The following is a 16273-nucleotide window of genomic DNA, read 5'->3' as shown; positions in this document are numbered from 1 at the left end:
TTCCTCGCTTGCCGGATTTGAGGCCGGCTCCTCGGTGGTGGATTGGTGGACTACCGCGGATGCGGTTGCAGTTGCTTTGGCGTGTATTGCGGTGGTCTGGACCGTGTCCTTACCGAGCCACGCAAGCTTCTGCACCCTCGAAAAAACAGCATACCGGATTACAAAATTCAGGTGGTAGTGCTATCGCACGACGATGCGACGCCCAAGCCCGGGGCGCACAAGTGCATTGGATCCGGCTTTGCCTTCGGTGATGACGCGGATCAAGTATTGGCCCGTCTGGCACAGTCGAAGCGCCTCGGCTTCTTCGTCCACCTCGACGCTGTCGCTCTTTGTATTTCCGAGCTTGGACAGCCGGAACGCCACTCGGCCCGTGTCCTGGTTCTTCATTCGCACCGGGATCTGTTTGGCTCCGGTGTCGGTCAGGAGATAGAAGGTCTCCGCCAGCGTGGATAGTTTGGCGGGGCGGGTGGTCAGCGGCACCGCCTCGGGAACGCTCCGCGGCGTTGCATTGGTAGTCCGGGGCGGGGCGGGGAGCCTAGCCGGGGTGGGCTCGGCCGGACGGGTTGGAGTTGATCGACCCAGCGCTAGCAGCGCCAGATGCCGCTTCCTGCCCGAACCCTCAGATGGACTGCCAGTCAGCCAGTTCTTGAACTCCCCATTGGCCGGGCTCGGGTGTGCTGCGAAGACCCACAGTCGGCCTTGGGCCGAAAAGGCCACGTCATTGACGGTGCGGTAGTCGGGGAAGCGATCAGCGAAGAGGGAACGCACTCCTTTCATATAGGCATCCGTCGTGCCAAGCAGGACGACCAAGCGAACGCTTTCAGGGAGGGGGTCCAGGTGCCGTTGAATGCAAGTGGCCATGAAACCACGAGTAGCGGGAGAGCTCAGGGCCTTGGGCATGATGGTGCCACTGGTGACAAGCCGGCCCCCGACATCCAGAGACAGGCCGCACCTGACCAAAGAGGCGGCCCCCAAGGTTTTGCTCTTGGCAGTGAGGGCCTCATCGATGGATTGGCCTTGCAGGCCCACCCCTAGGGCATCGAGCACTTGGGTAAGGCGGGTCCGCATCCCGGCAAAAGCCACTGCATCAAAGTTCGCCTGGCTCGCCGCGGCCATCTGAGTGGCTCCCTTGGAGAACCCCAAGACCAAAACCTCGGGGTTGGAGCTTCCCCAGTAGCCAGGGTTCGCGCGCATGTGCCACGACCCTTCAATGCGCACCTCGGCACCTGCTGAGTGGCATGCCCGACAGGGTTGCCAGCCATGGCTATAACCACTCACCGCCACTTGCCGTGCTCCATATCCTGCGCCTCTTGGTGGTTCGTCTTCTTACCGCTCAAATGAAGGAAATCGAGGTGTCCACAAGGCGTCCATATCGGTGCCTATGTTATGGACAGATGCGGGAAATGCCTAAAAAGTAGCTTAAAAAGATGAAGTGACTTAGATACCGACAAACTGGCGCATCAGCGGGGTGTGTTCAGGCGTCTTCTCGGCGGTCTGGGTCATTCGATGAGGTGGCTGCGAAACGGAGGCGCGGCGTGCATGCACGCGCCGGAAGCTGATTGTAGCGATTGTCAGTCTCCGGCCGGCCGGCGGGGGCTGGCATCGCCCGCCGTGTGCCCCTGGTCCTGCCAGGTCTGGTTGCTGCTTTGCAGCGTGTAAACCTGTGACGGCGTGCTAGGTTCGGCCTCAGGACCGGTGGGCGGCAGCCTTGGCGCGATACCGGCTTGTATCGGGGAAGGGCGGCACGGGGCGGGGGCCCCTGCGTCCAAAGAATGGGGGAAGCACAATGTCAGCACGCACGCCGCAGCATCATGGCCTGGCCAAGGCCGTCGCCGCCGTCCTGGTGATGGCGTTCGCCACGCCGCTGGTGGCGCAGGACGCGCCCGGGCAGCAACGCGAAGAAGAGGAGGCCACCACGCTCTCCGCGGTCACCGTGACCGCGCAGAAGCGCGAAGAGGCCATGCAGGACGTGCCGATCATGGTCACGGCCCTGCCGGAGCAGTTGCTCCGCGATACCGGGGTGCGTGACGTGAAGGACGTGCAGGTGCTGGTGCCGGGCCTGACCGTGACGAGCACCCAAAGCGAGGCCCAGACCACCGCGCGCATCCGCGGCATTGGCACGGTGGGCGACAACGCCGGGCTGGAGTCTTCCGTGGGTGTCCTGATCGACGGCGTCTACCGCCCCCGCAACGGCGTCGGTTTCGGCGACCTGGGCGAGCTGGAGCGGATCGAAGTGCTCAAGGGGCCGCAGGGCACGGTGTTCGGCAAGAACACCTCCGCTGGCGTGATCAACGTGGTCACGCGCAGGCCCGACTACGAGACCTCCGCCGAAGGTGAGCTGACGTTCGGCAACTACGGCGCGGTCGGCGCGGCCGGCAGCTTCAACAGTGCGCTTGGTGAGAGTGCCGCGTTCCGTGTGTACGGCGCCAAGCGCAAGCGCGACGGCTTCAGCGAGGTGCGGACCGGGGAGGGGCCGCGCCGCGAGACCGAAGATGGCGACCAGAACTTCCACACCCTGCGCGGACAGCTCCTGTTTGAGCCCAGCGACCGACTCGATATCCGCCTGAGCGGCGACTTCACCAGTCGCGAGGAGAACTGCTGCGTCGGCATGACGGTGGTACGCGGCGCTACCGCGCGCATCATCGACGCGCTGGCCACGGACGAGGGCGTGGTCCCCGTGGCGGACCCGTTTGCCCGGGTTGCCTACAGCAACCGCAGCACCGAGCAGGACATCAAGGACAAGGGCGTGGCCGCCCACCTGGACTGGATCACGCCGTGGTTCGGCGAGGCCACGCTGACCTCGATCTCCGCATGGCGCGAATGGGGCTCCATCAACGGCCTGGACTTCGACTTCAGCAGTGCGGACATCCTGTACCGCAATCCCGAGAAGGATGAATCCTTTACCGGTTTCGAGACCTTCAGCCAGGAACTGCGCCTGACCGGCTCCACTGAACGCGTGGACTGGATGGTGGGCGCGTTCTACACCGACGAGGACCTGACCCGCAACGAAACCTATCGCATCGGGCCCGACTACGAGCCGTATCTGTCGATCGCGCTGTTGTCGATGATCAACCCTGCACTGGGCGCGTCGCCCACCGCGCCGCTGTTCCTGTCACAGGCGAGCGGGCGCCCGTTTGGTACGGTGTTTGCCGGCTTCGGCGCCGACGACCGCTACCAGCAGAACGCCAAGAGCGCTGCGTTGTTCACCAACAATACCTGGCATGCCACCGATGCCCTCGATCTGACGCTGGGCCTGCGCTACACGCGTGAGAAGAAGCAACTGCATTCGGTCTACAGCAACCCCAATGGCGGCGCCGGGTGCGGCGCGATGTTGACCAACCCGGCACAGGTGGTCGGAGCGCTGGTGGCGCGGGGGTTGACCGTGGCCCAGGCCAGCGCCGCGGTGCCGAACGTGATCGGCTTCAGTTGCCTGCCTTGGGCGAACCCACGGCACAACGGCCGTGTCACCGACCAGGAGCGCGAAGAGAAGGAATGGTCCGGCACCCTGAAGGTGGCCTACCGCTGGAACGAGCAGCTGATGACCTATGCCTCGGCGGCCCGCGGGTACAAGGCCGGCGGTTTCAACCTGGACCGCGTGCAGTCCAACACGGGCTTGTCCAGCGGCACTGCGGGCATCGTGCCGGTGAACGACACCTCCTTCGAGGGGGAGTTTGTCGACAGCTACGAACTCGGCGCCAAGACCACTTGGCTGGATGGCAACCTGCTGCTCAATGGCACGCTGTTCCACCAGACCTACGACGACTTCCAGCTCAACAGCTTCCTCGGCACCAGCTTCGTGGTGCGGTCGATCCCGGAGGTCACATCCAAGGGTCTCGATGCCGAGATGATGTGGCAGGCGACGAAGGGTTTGCTGCTGCAGGGCGGCGTCACCTACGCACGCACGCGCTACGCCGACACCATTCCGGGCGCCGACTTCGTTGCCCCCAACGGCGCGCTGTACAAGCTGCCGGGCTCGCAGGTCAGCTTTGCTCCGGACTGGTCTGCCTCCCTGGGCGCGACCTACGAGCGCGGCATCGGCAGCGGGCTGGTGGGGCGCTTCAACGTCGGCGCGAAGTACATGTCGGAATACAACACCGGCTCCGACCTGGACGTCGAGAAGGCGCAGGACGCGTTCACCGTGGTCAACGCGCGTCTGGGCTTTGGCCGCGACGACAACCGCTGGATGGTCGAGCTCTGGGCGCAGAACCTGTTTGACGAGGAATACGCGCAGGTGGGCTTCGATGCACCGCTGCAGAACGTCTCGCCGGTGCCCGGCAATGCGTTCAACTCGTACAACGCCTTCCTCGGGGCGCCCCGCACGTATGGCGTCACCTTCCGGGTCGCGTATTGAGGCAATCGGCACCCGCGCCGGGACAGGCGCGGGTGTCGGCCACGGCGGTCGAGCCGGTATAGTCGCGGCATGAACGTCGACGTCTCCGATGCCGCGCTGCGCACGCTGGCCGAACAGGTGGGCCGCAATGCGCAGGCCAACCACCAGACCCTCGTCACCGCCGAGAGCTGCACGGGCGGCTGGATCGCCAAGACACTGACCGACATTGCCGGTTCGTCTTCGTGGTTCGAGTGCGGCATGGCGGCCTACAGCTACGAGGCCAAGCAGGCCCTGCTCGGAGTGCGTCCGCAGACGCTCGAGGAGCATGGCGCGGTGAGCCGTGACACCGTCATCGAGATGGTGTCGGGCGCGCTGGTCCACTCGGGGGCGACCGTAGGTGTGGCCGTCACGGGCATCGCCGGCCCGGGCGGTGGTACCGACGACAAGCCGGTCGGTACGGTCTGGATCGCGTGGAAGAAGCGCGGCGGCTACCCCACGGCGCTGGTATTCCATTTCGACGGTGACCGCGAGGCCGTACGTCGTCAGACCGTTGCTGCGGCCCTGCATGGGTTACTGGACCTGATGAACTGAGCGGCTCGGTGGGCGCCAGTGGAGCCGGCCAGTAGGGGTGCTTGCGCTGCAATTCCGTTAGTAGTATTACTACTAACATGCAAATCACCGATACCCAGCACGCGATCCTCGAACTCGTTGCCGCCCGCATCGCCCGTGATGGCATGCCCCCGTCGCAGACCGAGATCGCGGCGGCCATGGGGTTCAGCAGCGTCCGCGCGGCGCAGTACCACCTGGAGGCCCTTGAGCAGGCCGGTGCCATCCGCAAGGTCCCCGGCAAGGCCCGCGGACTGCGGCTGACCGAAGCGGGCCTCGCCGTGCTGGGGCAGGGCATCGATGGCGGGGACGCGGCCCAAGGAAACGTGACGCCAGGCGCGACGATTGCGGCCGACGGCACACCGGGCGACGCGCTACGCCTCCCCGTACTGGGGCAGGTGGCGGCAGGGCGCCCCATCGGGGCCGACATCGGTTCGGACGATTACGTGCTGCTCGACCGGGTGTTCTTCTCGCCCGCGCCGGACTACCTGCTCAAGGTCAAGGGCGACTCCATGGTCGACGAAGGCATCTTCGACGGGGACCTGATTGGCGTGCATCGCACCCCGGACGCCCGGTCGGGCCAGATCGTGGTGGCGCGGGTAGACAACGAGATCACCGTGAAGTTGCTGAAAATTGGTCGCGACCGCATCCGGTTGCTACCGCGCAACCCAGATTACGAACCGATCGAGGTGGCGCCCGATCAGGATTTCGCCATCGAGGGCCTGTACTGCGGGCTGGTGAGGCCGAACCGGTGAGGGGGCCGCTGACGCCTGCCATGCCAAGGGCCCCACACGAGGGCGCGGCGTTGTCCTACCCCGCGGTCCGTCCCCTGCTGCTGCCGCTTGCGTGGCTCGACGCCTAACCTTTTCTTCGGGCGGCGAGGTCTCAGTCTGTGCGACCCGCCGCCACTACAGTGAACCCAACACACGACATGCCACCAAGGAACCTGACGATGGACGAGAACAAGAAGCGCGCCCTTTCCGCTGCCCTGGGCCAGATCGAGAAGCAGTTCGGCAAGGGCTCGGTGATCCGCATGGGCGACCGCGCGGTCGAGGCCGCCGAGGTGATCGGCACCGGCTCGCTGATGCTCGACATCGCGCTGGGCATCGGTGGGTTGCCCAAGGGCCGCGTGGTCGAGATTTACGGACCGGAATCGTCGGGCAAGACCACCCTGACCCTGCAGGCCATCGCGCAGTGCCAGAAGATGGGTGGCACCGCCGCCTTCATCGACGCCGAACACGCGCTGGACCCGATCTATGCGGGCAAGCTGGGCGTCAACATCGACGACCTGCTGGTCTCGCAGCCGGACACCGGTGAGCAGGCGCTGGAAATCGCCGACATGCTGGTCCGCTCCAATGCGGTGGACATGGTGGTGGTCGACTCGGTCGCCGCGCTGACCCCCAAGGCGGAAATCGAGGGCGAGATGGGCGACCAGCTGCCCGGTCTCCAGGCCCGCCTGATGAGCCAGGCGCTGCGCAAGCTCACCGGCAATATCAAGCGCTCCAACTGCCTGGTGATCTTCATCAACCAGTTGCGCATGAAGATCGGCGTGATGATGCCCGGCCAGAGCCCCGAAGTGACGACCGGCGGCAACGCGCTGAAGTTCTACGCATCGGTACGCCTGGACATCCGCCGCATCGGCTCGATCAAGAAGGGCGACGAGATCATCGGCAACCAGACCCGCATCAAGGTGGTCAAGAACAAGATGGCGCCCCCGTTCAAGCAGGTCGTCACCGAGATCCTGTACGGCGAAGGCATCTCCCGCGAAGGCGAGTTGATCGACATGGGCGTCGAGGCCAAGCTGGTGGACAAGTCCGGCGCCTGGTACAGCGTGGGCGACGAGCGCATCGGGCAGGGCAAGGAAAATGCCCGTCAGTACCTCAAGGACAATCCGGCGCTGTCCCAGCGTCTGGAGGCCGCGCTGCGCGAGAAGTTCGTGCCGGCCGAGGCGCGTCGTGATGAAGACGACACTGCGGCCCTGGAGGAGTGAGCTCCGTGCCCGCCCCCCGGGCGGCGGGCGGGGCTGAGGCGGCGTGGGCATGGATGACGACAATGCCGGTGGCGGGCGCGCGGGGCGCGGCCGCCGCAAGCGGCCCGAGCTCACGCCGGTACAGCGGGCCATTGGCCTCCTGAGCCGGCGTGAGCATTCGCGGCGGGAGCTTACCCGCAAGCTCAAGGTCCGGGGCATAGAGGCCGAGGCGGCCACGGCCGCCGTCGATCGCCTCGCGCAGGAAGGCTGGCAGGACGACACCCGTTTCGCCGAAAGTCTGGTCCGCAGCCGCTCGGCGAGCGGTTACGGGCCCCTGCACATACGGGCCGAACTGGGCACCCACGGACTCGACCGCGACGCGGTAGCGGCAGCCTTGGACACCTTTGACGGCGATTGGGCAGCCAATGCCCGCGATCTGGTCCGCCGCCGATACGGTCCCGAAGTCCTGTCGGACTTGGCTGTACGCCGGAAGGCCGCCGACTTCCTGGCCCGCCGCGGCTTCGACGCCGACACCATCCGTCGCGCCACTCGCTACGACCCCGACGACCTCGAGTGACCGCGCGGCCTCGCTCCTGCCTTCCGCCCCAGCCACAGCCACGTCTACAGCGCGCCCGGGCAGGGGTCGCGACCAAGCGGGTAACGGGCCGCGACTTGCGGCCCCAGCCCGGGCGCGACCCATGACCCCCAACCTGCTACGCTAATCGGCTATTCCGGCCCCCGTTGCCTGCTCGAATCGATTGCCCCATGGTGGTGGTCGGCCCGGGCCGACCCGGTGCCGCCCCAGCATTCGACTTTGCGTGCCAGGCATGAAAACCACCAGCGACATCCGCCGCGACTTCCTCGAGTTCTTCCGCAGCAAGGGCCACACGATCGTGCCGTCCGCGCCGCTGATCCCGGCCAACGACCCGACCCTGCTGTTCACCAACTCGGGCATGGTCCAGTTCAAGAACGTGTTCCTGGGCAGCGAGAAGCCGGGTTACGTACGTGCGGCCGACGTCCAGCGCTGCCTGCGTGCCGGCGGCAAGCACAACGACCTCGACCAGGTGGGCTACACCGCCCGCCACCACACCTTCTTCGAGATGCTGGGCAACTGGTCCTTCGGCGATTACTTCAAGGAAGAGGCCATCGCCTGGGCGTGGGAACTGCTGACCAAAGTCTGGGGGCTGGCCCCGGAGCGCCTGCTGGTCACGATCTACCACACCGATGACGAAGCCTTCGACATCTGGCACAAGAAGATCGGCCTGCCGGTCGACCGCATCATCCGTATCGGCGACAACAAGGGCGCACCGTACGCCTCCGACAACTTCTGGCAGATGGCCGACACCGGCCCCTGCGGACCGTGCACCGAGATCTTCTACGACCACGGCGAGCACATCGCCGGCGGCCCCCCGGGCAGCCCGGACGAGGATGGCGACCGCTACATTGAGATCTGGAACAACGTCTTCATGCAGTTCGACCGCCAGCCCGACGGCACCCTGGTGCCGCTGCCGGCGCCGTGCGTCGATACGGGCATGGGCCTGGAGCGCCTGGCCGCCGTACTGCAGGGCGTGCACGGCAACTACGACATCGACCTGTTCCAGCACCTGATCCGCAAGGCCGCCGAGTTCACCGGCACCGCCGACCTGCAGAACAAGTCGCTGCGCGTCATCGCCGACCACATCCGCGCGTGCGCCTTCCTCATCGTCGACGGCGTGCTGCCGAGCAACGAAGGCCGCGGTTACGTCCTGCGCCGCATCATCCGTCGCGCCCTGCGCCACGGCTGGATGCTGGGCCAGAAGGGTCCCTTCTTCAGCCGCATGGTCGCGCCGCTCGTCCAGGTCATGGGCGACGCCTACCCCGAGCTCACCGCCAAGCAGGAATTCGTCGAGAAGGCACTGCTGGCCGAGGAAGAGCGCTTTGCCGAGACGCTGGACTCGGGCATGCGGATCTTCGACGACGTCGCCTCACGTTCCAGTGGCGTCATTCCCGGCGTCGACGCCTTCCGCCTTTACGACACCTATGGTTTCCCGGTCGACCTCACCGCCGATATCGCCCGCGAGCGGGGCCTGTCGGTGGACATGGACGGCTTCGAGGCCGCCATGGAGCACCAGCGCGAGACCGCGCGGGCGGCCGGCAAGTTCGGCAACACCACCACCATGCCGGCCGAGCTGGCCGCGCAGCTGTCGCCCACGCAGTTCCTGGGCTATGACAAGCTCACCGACGGTGGCCTCGAAGTCGTGGCCCTGCTCAAGGACGGCCGCCCGGTCGACGCCATCGAGGTGGGCGACGAGGCCGTGGTCATCCTCGACCGCACCCCGTTCTACGCCGAAAGCGGTGGCCAGGTTGGCGACGCCGGCGAGCTGGACGAGAAGGGCAGCCGCTTCCAGGTGCGTGACACGCTGAAGTTCGCCGGCCAGTTCCATGGCCACGTGGGCAAGCAGCTCAACGGCAGCCTGAAGCGCGGTGACCGCGTCATGGGCGCCGTCGATGCGGCACGCCGCGGCGCCACCGTGCTCAACCACTCGGCTACCCACCTGCTGCACGCCGCGCTGCGCAGCGTGCTCGGCACCCACGTGACCCAGAAGGGCTCATTGGTGGCGCCGGAACGCCTGCGTTTCGACTTCTCTCACTTCCAGCCCTTGACCGCCACCGAACTCGCCGAGATCGAGCGCCGAGTCAACGCCGAGATCCGCCACAACCATGAGGCCGAAGTGCGCCACATGGGCATGCAGGACGCGCTCGACTTCGGTGCCATGGCGCTGTTCGGCGAGAAGTACGGCGACGAAGTGCGCGTTCTGCGCATGGGCGAAACCTCCACCGAGCTGTGCGGCGGCACCCATGTTTCACGCACCGGCGACATTGGCGTATTCAAGATCGTGTCCGAAGGCGGTGTTTCCGCCGGTGTGCGCCGCATCGAGGCGCTGACCGGGCAGGGAGCGCTGGACTACATCGCCACCGAGGAGCAGCGCCTGGACGAAGCGGCGCGGTTGCTGGGCGGCAATGCAGCCGACGTGACCGACAAGCTCAAAGCCTTGTTGGACCGCCAGAAGAAGCTCGAGCGCGAAATCGAGGCCCTCAAGGCCAAGGCCGCTTCGGGTGCGACCGCTGATTTGGCCGGTTCGGCCGTCGACGTGCGTGGTGTGCGGGTAATAGCCACGCGACTGGAGGGATTCGATGCGAAGGCTTTGCGCGATGCGATGGACCGGCTCAAGCAGCAATTGGGGGACGCAGTAATCGTCCTGGCGGGTACAAACGACGGCAAGGCGGCCCTGGTGGCCGGCGTGGCCGGCAATGCCTTGGGCCGGGTCAAGGCCGGGGAACTGCTGGGCCATATCGCTGGTCAGATCAATGGCAAGGGCGGTGGCCGGCCGGACATGGCCCAGGGCGGCGGCGACGACGGCCCGGCACTTATGTCGGCCTTGGCAGCCGTGCCGACTTGGGTGGATGATCGCTTGTCCTGACTGGTTGGTGACCGGGTTGCTTGTCCAAGGCCGCCCGGGCATTGATAATTGACGACTTGCCCGAAATTCGGAAAGCCCCGGCGAGCGGGGCGTAACGAGCCGGTCCCTGGAACGGAACTGGCCTAGGAGAAAGACAGATGCTTATCCTGACGCGCCGCGTCGGCGAAACCCTGATGATCGGTGACTCCGTCACCGTCACCGTGCTTGGGGTGAAGGGCAACCAGGTTCGTATCGGTATCACCGCGCCGAAGGATGTCGCTGTCCATCGCGAAGAGATCTACCAGCGTATCCAGCAGGGCAACGACGCGGCTAACAGCGGCGCCGGCAACGAGCAGCCCTGATAAAAAAAGTTTGCCCCGGGCGGGCTGAGCGTTTATGCTCTGCGCCCCGCGTGGAAGTGTTTTCGCGGAGACTTGCCCGAGTGGCCGAAGGGGCTCCCCTGCTAAGGGAGTATAGGGTCAAAAGCTCTATCGAGGGTTCGAATCCCTCAGTCTCCGCCAGTTCCATCCATCGTCGATCGATGGCTTTTTCCGAGGCTTTTTTGCATCAGGCGACGGAAAAAAGCGGTAACGAAATTGTTGACGATTCGAAAAATCGACGTCATACTTTTTCAACTACGCGCCCGTAGCTCAGCTGGATAGAGCACCAGGCTACGAACTTGGGGGTCGGAGGTTCGAATCCTTCCGGGCGCGCCATACAAGAGCAGAAAGGCCGATGAGCAACTCATCGGCCTTTCTGCTTTTTCCCCGGCCGAAAGCGCGCCGTGTGGGCGCCGATGACCCTGAATTGGCCGGAACAACAAGGCCCTGGCGTTGGAGTCAATGGTGCCGCTGTCAGCGATTGCTGCTGACGCGAAAGGCCGTTGGGGAAACAGGACGTGATCCGTCTGCGATGCCTCTGGCACCACGCCGCTATCCCTGACGTGGATGCAATGAACACATTCCGTAGAAGTAGGAAGAAACGGGCGGTCGTCCTGCTCTGGTTGGCAGAGTTCCTTCTGTTGGCCTTGGCGGTCGTGTTGGCGGCCCAGGTCCGCCTCCTGGATGACCACGGGGGTTTCGCTGACTTCATGGCTTCGCCGTGGCTGCACGTGCTGGCAGTGCCCGCACTGGTGACTACGTCGATGGCGGCGTTCGGACTGTATGAATTCAGCCTGCGCCACACGCGGGTTGATTTCCTGAAGCACTTGGTCCTCTCGTTCGTTTTCAGCGGGGTCGCACTGGCCGTGCTGTATCAGCTCTATACGGATGCCGGCATGGGCTGGCCCATCCCGGTACTCGCGCTGGCCTTTGGACTTGTTGGTATTGCCTGCTTCCGACCGGTCTGGCGTCGAATGTTCCAGGGCGACCTGTTCAAGCGCCGCATCGTGGTCGTGGGGGCCGGGCACCACGCGGACGTCATCAACCAGCGACTGCGGCGCGATAGCGACCGACAGACGTTGACGCTGTTGGGATTCGTGCCCGTGCCGGGACAGCCTTCGGTGGTGCCGGAGAACTTGTTGCTCCCCGCCTCATCAGCGCTTTCCATCCTGGCAAACGAGCTGAAGGTCGATGAGATCGTCGTCGCCCTGGATGACCGCCGTGGGGGGCTCTGCATGGATGAGATGCTCGCCTGCGCCCAGCACGGTGTGGTCATCACCGACGTTTCCACGTTCTTCGAGCGTGAGCAGGGTGTGATCAAGACCGAACTTGCGGACCCTTCCTGGCTGGCGTTCTCGGGCGGTTTTGATCATTCGCTTGCCCGCCAGGTCAGCAAGCGGATCTTCGACGTCGTGGTTGCCTCGCTGTTGTTGCTGGTGATGTGGCCGGTCATGCTTCTGGTGGCCGCGGCGATCTGGCTGGAGTCCGGTAGGCCAATCCTCTACCAGCAGACGCGCGTCGGCGAAAACGGCCAGTGGTTCGACATCCTGAAGTTCCGCAGCATGCGCGTGGATGCCGAAAAGGATGGGCAGGCGATCTGGTGCACGCAGAATGACGACCGCCGCACCCGGGTTGGCGAGTTCATCAGGACGACGCATCTGGATGAGCTGCCACAGTTGTTCAACATCTTGCGTGGCGAGATGAGTTTCGTGGGACCGCGGCCGGAGCGTCCCCAGTTCGTCGCCACGCTCAAGCGTGAAGTGCGCTACTACGACGTGCGTCATTGCGTGCGGCCCGGCCTGACTGGATTGGCGCAGGTGCGTTGTCTTTACGGGGCCTCGGTGCAGGACCAGGAGCACCGGCTCACCTATGACCTGTTCTACGTGAAGAACCAGAGTCTCGGGCTTGATGTGATGATCATGCTGCAGACCGTGGAAACGGTGATCTTCCGGCGGGGCTCCCGTTGATCGCCACGATTCGTGGCGGGTGAGCTGCCAGCGGTCTTCCCATCAGGGACCGCTTGGCCGCTTTGTCCCCGGAAAGCCGGGACTCGCGCGGCGATTGACCGGACTACCAAGCTGGCCCCGTTTGAACTATCGGGGCCTGTGATCGAGGTATGCCCTGCAGGCAACGCCGTGGCCATGGACCTGAGGAGCGGGCGATGCCTCGAGATGCGTCGGTAAGTCGAAGTACCCTGTATGCACCGCCCTCCGAAGCAGCCCAGCCGCTGAACGTGGTGCTGGTGACGCCACCGCGCGTGCCCGGATGGATGGCGGCATTGAGCCAGCTCGCCTCAGCATGCGACTGGATCGTGTTGACAGTGGTCACCGTGCCTGGGATGCCCCTGGGTAGGATGCAGCGCGTCCGGTGGGGCCTCCGTGCGTTCTGCTATCTCCAGCGCGTCCTGGGAAAGGGGCGGGAAGGTAGCATTTCCCCAACAGCTGTGGACGCCGACGGTGGCATCGCAGGCGCCGTCGCCTCCCCGGTGCGGGTACGTGCGGAATCCGTGCCGGCGCATGTCGGAGAACTGGGACCAGACCTGGTCCTTCTGGCAGGTCCACACCAAATGGCAGTGGAACTGGCGGCTGTGGCCCGGCTGGGATGCTGGCAGGTCGGGCCCACGCTGACCGATCCTCTGCACGCGGGGCTTTCCCTCCTGGGCCCGATGATCCGGGGGGAGGACGTCTCCCAGGTCGCGCTCACCCTGGAGCCAGTCGAAGGGGAAGCGCTGCCGCTGGCAGATAGCTGGGGTCGCACCCGGTTCTCCTCTTTCCGCTTGCAGCGGGAAATGGCATTCCGCAAGATCGCGCCGCTTCTGTTGCGGGCATTGCGCGATGTTTGCCGGGGGAGCGTGGCGCGACCGCTCCAAGGCATCGCGACCCTACGGCTGCAGGAGCAGCCGCTCGGGCGGTTCGCCGGGGTGCGGGCCATCCTTTCAGTTATGGGAGCCGCGCTGCGGTCAATGAAGGCACGGGCCAGGAAGCCACCCCATTGGGCGCTGGTGCTCAGGAGCGACGGGGCTGCACTGGACCCCACGACACCCACGATCGGACCGCATCAGATCCTCAAAGCCGAGCATGGCTGGTGGGCCGATCCATGCGTGGTGAGATCTGACGGGAGGACGCTGGTTTTCGTTGAAGAGATGCTCGATGACGGGCGCAACAAGGGGATCATCACCTGCATCGAGGTCGAGCGTGGACGTACCCGCCGGCTCGGCACAGTACTGGAAGAGGCGGGGCACCTCTCCTTTCCGCAGCCATTCAACTGGGAAGGGCAGTGGTACATGACGGTGGAAACCGGCTATGGACGACGCGCCAGCCTCTATCGTGCCACCGACTTTCCCCTGCATTGGACGCGGGAACGGGACCTGCTGACCGGCTGGGAATGCGTGGACCCAACGCTGTTCCATCACGAAGGCCGTTGGTACCTGTTCGCCAATGTGGCCGAGTGCGGAAACAGTACCTGGGACGAGCTCTTCCTGTTCGTGGCGGACAGCCTTCACGGTGAATTCAAGCCGCATCCAATGTCACCGGTCGTGAGCGACGTGCGCCATGCTCGCATGGCAGGCAAGCTGTTTCACCGTGATGGACGGCTGATTCGCCCCGCCCAGAATTGCGGAGCCGGGTACGGTGCGGCTGTGGTCTTCCACGAGGTGTTGGAGCTCGGTCCCGACACGTTTCGCGAACGCCCGCTGTCGCAGTTGGCGCCGGATTGGGCGCCCGCGCTGGATGCGTGCCATACCTACAGCGTGGACGGCGACGTGGAACTGCTGGACGTCCGGGGTTGGCTCCCCACTCCTGCCGGGGGCGTCAAGGTATCCGGCCCGGGCACGGGATCAACCGCTGCGTTCGACGCGCCCGCAGGTCCGATCGCGCTGCGCGACCGCCCGTGGCGTTGGAGACGTGCCAGGACGCAGCAGCGATGAATGTCAAATCCTCAGTACTGCAGCCGGGCGGCAGGAAGGACGACTCCTCCCCTGGTGGAAGCGTTCCCGTCGCGCCCGCGCAGGCAAAGCCGCCGGGAATCGCAACACATTACCTGCGGTACTCGTTCTCCAACGCCTTCGTGCTGCTGGCGGGCGTCGTCTCGTTTCCGATCCTGACGCGCGTATTGAGCAACACCGAGTATGGAATCCTCCGCTATTACGACGCGCTGTTGCTGCTGGGCGTAGCGGTGATGAAGCTGGGATCGCAGCACACGCTCATCCGCTTCTATCCCTACGACGGCGATCCCGAGGAACTGCGCTCGTTTGGCGCCAACATGGTGATGTTGCCGATGGGGATGTCGGCAGCAGTCTGGATGGTGGGCGCCATTGCCCTGGCGGTGTGGCACGACGTCACCGGGGTGGGACTGCACCCGGTGTTCTGGTGTGTCGTGGTGATGATGCCGATGCTGGCGGCCAACAGCATTGTCCAGATGGTGGCGCGGGCGAGGGAACGCTCCGACATCGTAATGAAGACGCGCGTGGCCGGGCGATTGACCGAGTTGCTGCTGGTGTTGGCGGCGGTGCTTCTGGTGCAGGCCACGGCCGCGGCCGCATACACGGCCAAGCTGGTGGCGACGCTGGCCATGTTTGCATGGTTCCTGGATTGGATGCGGCGGAATGTGCGCATCGAACGCAGCGCAATCGACCTCCGGGCGTTTCGGGCGGGACTGCTGTTCGGCCTGCCGATGATGGCGACCGAGTTGTCCAGCAGCATCCTCAACAACCTGGATCGCGTCCTGTTGAAGGAGATCACGGGCGACTTTGCCGTTGCCGGGATCTACGCCATCGGCTATTCGCTCGCCATGCAAGTCAACATGTTCATCAGCGCCACGTTGTCCGAAGCATTCACACCGGCGGTGACCCGGGCATACGAAGTGGGCGGCAGTGCCCAGGTGGTCGCACTCAAGGCCCGGGTGCTGCACCTGCTCACCTACGCGGTGGCGGCGATCGTGTCGTTGCTGATCGTGTGCGGCCAGGACCTGTTGGTGACCCTCAGCGGTGCCGACAAGGCTGCGTCGGGTAGCGTTTTCGTCATCGTGGGGATCACCGTTTCGGTATACGCATGGTTCGACGTCGCCAGCTATGGGCTGCTGCTCAAGAACCGCTCGTTGTTGATGCTGGGGATCATGGCGTCCGCGGCTGCCTTGAACGTGGCGCTGAACTTCATCCTGGTGCCGGGGATGGGCTACGTCGGCGCCGCATGGGCCACGGCCGCGAGCTATGCCGCGCTCGCCGCGTTGCTCCTGGTTGTCTGCCCAAAGGGGCTGGTGAAGTTTCCGAGACCGAGGACAATTCTCACCGCGTTGGGGTGCGCCGCGTTCTTCGTCTACGTGGCGCAGGCGAGCGACCTTTTCGGCATGGAGGAGCCCTGGTTTCGCCTGTTCGTCACGGCGATCCTGTTCATGGGCTTCTATGCGGTGCCCGTGCTGGCGATGGACGGACAGTTGCGTCGGTCTTTGCTCTCCTTCCGGAGGGGCGCGAAGGCCGTGCCAGATGACAGAAAATGAAACGGCGGGCCCAGGGGCCCGCCGTTTCATTTGGTTTCGCTTGTGGACGGCATTT

11 protein-coding genes and 2 tRNA genes are annotated in these 16273 nt (G+C 65.1%); 12 read left to right on the top strand and 1 reads right to left on the bottom strand.

The annotated features are described in order from the left end of the window. Nucleotides 1–180: 180 nt before the first annotated feature. A complete protein-coding gene (locus AC3ARF_RS09545; protein WP_498927363.1) occupies nucleotides 181–1194 on the bottom strand; it encodes a hypothetical protein in 1014 nt (337 codons plus the stop codon). Between the two features lie 592 nt (nucleotides 1195–1786). Here AC3ARF_RS09545 and AC3ARF_RS09540 point away from each other — a divergent pair. The 12 genes from AC3ARF_RS09540 to AC3ARF_RS09485 all read left to right on the top strand — a co-directional run bounded on the left by AC3ARF_RS09540 (nucleotide 1787) and on the right by AC3ARF_RS09485 (nucleotide 16218). Continuing rightward, nucleotides 1787–4351 carry a TonB-dependent receptor gene (locus AC3ARF_RS09540; protein ID WP_498927361.1) on the top strand — a complete coding sequence of 855 codons (2565 nt, stop codon included), beginning with the start codon at nucleotides 1787–1789 and terminating at the stop codon, nucleotides 4349–4351. A gap of 69 nt (nucleotides 4352–4420) precedes the next feature. Next, a complete protein-coding gene (locus AC3ARF_RS09535) occupies nucleotides 4421–4921 on the top strand; it encodes a CinA family protein (protein ID WP_498927359.1) in 501 nt (166 codons plus the stop codon). Between the two features lie 77 nt (nucleotides 4922–4998). After that, a complete protein-coding gene (lexA, locus tag AC3ARF_RS09530) occupies nucleotides 4999–5691 on the top strand; it encodes a transcriptional repressor LexA (RefSeq protein WP_498927357.1) in 693 nt (230 codons plus the stop codon). A gap of 197 nt (nucleotides 5692–5888) precedes the next feature. After that, nucleotides 5889–6926: a recombinase RecA gene (recA, locus tag AC3ARF_RS09525; protein ID WP_498927355.1), complete on the top strand. Its 1038-nt coding sequence runs from the start codon at nucleotides 5889–5891 to the stop codon at nucleotides 6924–6926. Nucleotides 6927–6975: 49 nt separating this feature from the next. Beyond that, nucleotides 6976–7482, top strand: a complete 507-nt coding sequence (gene recX, locus AC3ARF_RS09520) for a recombination regulator RecX (protein ID WP_498927353.1) — start codon at nucleotides 6976–6978, stop codon at nucleotides 7480–7482. Between the two features lie 250 nt (nucleotides 7483–7732). Then, nucleotides 7733–10366 (top strand): alanine--tRNA ligase, encoded by a 2634-nt coding sequence (gene alaS / locus AC3ARF_RS09515; protein WP_498927351.1) that lies wholly within the window; start codon nucleotides 7733–7735, stop codon nucleotides 10364–10366. Nucleotides 10367–10503: 137 nt separating this feature from the next. Then, on the top strand, nucleotides 10504–10707 hold the full coding sequence (csrA, locus tag AC3ARF_RS09510) for a carbon storage regulator CsrA (RefSeq protein WP_498927349.1): 204 nt from the start codon (nucleotides 10504–10506) through the stop codon (nucleotides 10705–10707). A 66-nt stretch (nucleotides 10708–10773) separates the two neighbouring features. Continuing rightward, nucleotides 10774–10866, top strand: a tRNA-Ser gene (locus AC3ARF_RS09505). A 118-nt stretch (nucleotides 10867–10984) separates the two neighbouring features. Next, nucleotides 10985–11061: transfer RNA gene (locus AC3ARF_RS09500), tRNA-Arg, on the top strand. Nucleotides 11062–11228: 167 nt separating this feature from the next. After that, nucleotides 11229–12692 carry a TIGR03013 family XrtA/PEP-CTERM system glycosyltransferase gene (locus AC3ARF_RS09495; RefSeq protein WP_498927347.1) on the top strand — a complete coding sequence of 488 codons (1464 nt, stop codon included), beginning with the start codon at nucleotides 11229–11231 and terminating at the stop codon, nucleotides 12690–12692. A gap of 599 nt (nucleotides 12693–13291) precedes the next feature. Further along, on the top strand, nucleotides 13292–14650 hold the full coding sequence (locus AC3ARF_RS09490; protein WP_498927345.1) for a glucosamine inositolphosphorylceramide transferase family protein: 1359 nt from the start codon (nucleotides 13292–13294) through the stop codon (nucleotides 14648–14650). Beyond that, nucleotides 14614–16218, top strand: coding sequence for a lipopolysaccharide biosynthesis protein (locus tag AC3ARF_RS09485; protein WP_498927344.1), 1605 nt, complete (start codon nucleotides 14614–14616; stop codon nucleotides 16216–16218). The genes AC3ARF_RS09490 and AC3ARF_RS09485 overlap by 37 nt, the downstream gene beginning before the upstream one ends. Nucleotides 16219–16273: the final 55 nt, after the last annotated feature.

Source organism: Lysobacter sp. KACC 24251 (assembly GCF_057747755.1).
This window is presented reverse-complemented; position numbering and strand designations above follow the sequence as displayed.

Bases quoted from the DNA above. Each gene is read 5' to 3' on its own strand.
- lexA (WP_498927357.1), top strand. From the start codon at position 4,999: ATGCAAATCACCGATACCCAGCACGCGATCCTCGAACTCGTTGCCGCC.
- AC3ARF_RS09545 (WP_498927363.1), bottom strand. From the start codon at position 1,194: ATGCGCGCGAACCCTGGCTACTGGGGAAGCTCCAACCCCGAGGTTTTG.
- csrA (WP_498927349.1), top strand. From the start codon at position 10,504: ATGCTTATCCTGACGCGCCGCGTCGGCGAAACCCTGATGATCGGTGAC.
- recA (WP_498927355.1), top strand. From the start codon at position 5,889: ATGGACGAGAACAAGAAGCGCGCCCTTTCCGCTGCCCTGGGCCAGATC.
- AC3ARF_RS09490 (WP_498927345.1), top strand. From the start codon at position 13,292: ATGGCAGTGGAACTGGCGGCTGTGGCCCGGCTGGGATGCTGGCAGGTC.
- AC3ARF_RS09535 (WP_498927359.1), top strand. From the start codon at position 4,421: ATGAACGTCGACGTCTCCGATGCCGCGCTGCGCACGCTGGCCGAACAG.
- AC3ARF_RS09540 (WP_498927361.1), top strand. From the start codon at position 1,787: ATGTCAGCACGCACGCCGCAGCATCATGGCCTGGCCAAGGCCGTCGCC.
- alaS (WP_498927351.1), top strand. From the start codon at position 7,733: ATGAAAACCACCAGCGACATCCGCCGCGACTTCCTCGAGTTCTTCCGC.
- recX (WP_498927353.1), top strand. From the start codon at position 6,976: ATGGATGACGACAATGCCGGTGGCGGGCGCGCGGGGCGCGGCCGCCGC.